This is a genomic window from Pseudostreptobacillus hongkongensis (assembly GCF_001559795.1).
GTDB lineage: Bacteria > Fusobacteriota > Fusobacteriia > Fusobacteriales > Leptotrichiaceae > Pseudostreptobacillus > Pseudostreptobacillus hongkongensis.
In genome coordinates, this window is the sequence record NZ_LOHY01000039.1 from 1 (window position 1) to 1,716 (window position 1,716).

Sequence of the window (1,716 nt, forward strand, 5' to 3'; positions counted from 1 at the left end):
AAAGAATCAGGAGATTAAAATGTATATTAAATTTATACAAATTAATCTCCTTTTCATATATTTAAGTATAACAAAATTAGCTAACTAAATCTTTTAGCTTTAATCTATATAATATCTTTTAATTGATGCAATGTATTCCCTAATTTATTCCTTAATCTTCTACTTATATATTTATTAAAGTTATAGGCCATAGAAAATAGCATCATTTCTCTTTTAACATTATCAAAACCTCTAACCTTTAATCTTCTTAAATTCATACACTCTTTAAGAACTGCAAATGCACCTTCAACCTGTATACTTCTATTAAGTCTATATCGCTTACCTATATCACTAGTTATATTATCATACGATATTTTTGAATATATTCTAAACTCTTTGTTGTAATTAATATATCTTCCATTATCAGGGTTAATAGCTCTAATAAATACAGCATTAGCTCTTTTATTAAAATATTCTTCTACTATTTCAAGTATTACCCCATCTTTTCTCATTAATATATTATCAATTTCATCATATATTAGATTTTCAGGTCTATTAATATCTTTTTTAAAACTTCTTTTCTTACTTTGTTCATAATACTGTGGCTTAATATATGATATATATCCATTTTCTTTTAAATATCTATAATTAAGTAAACTTTCATAACCTGCATCTGCTACTACATTTTTAATATTATGATAATTAACTTTTATCTTATCTATGAAAGGAATTAAAGTTCTTACATCAGTTGGATTAGAGAATATATTTAAATCAATAATATATTCACTCTGTACTGCTATTTGTAAATTATATGCTGGCTTTAATTGTCCATTTCTCATGTAATCTTCTTTCATTCTCATAAAAGTAGAATCAATATCTGTTTTAGAATAACTATTTCTATTTCCTAATATTTCTAGTTTTTCAATATATTCTTTTTCTTTAGTATTAATTTGTTCTATTCTTTCTATATATTTTTGCTTTAAAGTTTTTCTTCTACCTCTACCGTATACTCTTTTAAATATATATTTTGTTATGTATTCATATATATCATAAATACTAGTAAATTCAGTTGAAAAATCATTATTAAATTCATTAACTAAAACTATTTTTTTATTATTTAATTTTTCATAATTTTTAAGTATTGCTTTTTTCCAAACAAAAGAATACTTATTAGCATAAGCTTCTATTTTAGTTCCATCTATATATACTGTATCATCATTAATATTAGATAATTTCATTAATCTATTTACATATTGATAGAATAAATCATCTATTATATCGTTTATATCATTTAAAAATCTTGAAATTGTACTATGATCTGGCATTTTATTTGAATTAAGGATATATCTAAAATCTATTCTATTACGACAGGCTTTTTCTATATCTCTTGTTGAAGTTATATTTTCTGAATAAGCATAAAGTATTACAGCAAATAGTCTTATTGGATTGTATGCCTTGTTATTTTTCTTAGCTTTGTTTTTTAAAATTGTTAAATCTAATCCCTCCAGTATATTAATGAATTGCTTAACAGGGTCATTATCGTCTAAAGAAAACTGAAATACATTGAAAAGTTTATCTTGATTAAAGTAATTATTCATGGTATTATTAGTTATTGTGTTCATAGGTATATTATATCATTTTGGTGTGGATTTTTCCATTTAAAAGTGTTATTTTATACCTTTTTTATTATATTTTTTGATATTTTAAAAAGAGTAGAATTTAGATTCTTTAATTTCT

At 22.1% G+C, this 1,716-nt stretch carries 1 protein-coding gene; it reads right to left on the reverse strand.

The genetic code is table 11. The features are described 5' to 3' along the window. Positions 1-104: 104 nt before the first annotated feature. A complete protein-coding gene (locus AYC59_RS01230; RefSeq protein ID WP_066894433.1) occupies positions 105-1,601 on the reverse strand; it encodes an IS1182 family transposase in 1,497 nt (498 codons plus the stop codon). Positions 1,602-1,716: the final 115 nt, after the last annotated feature.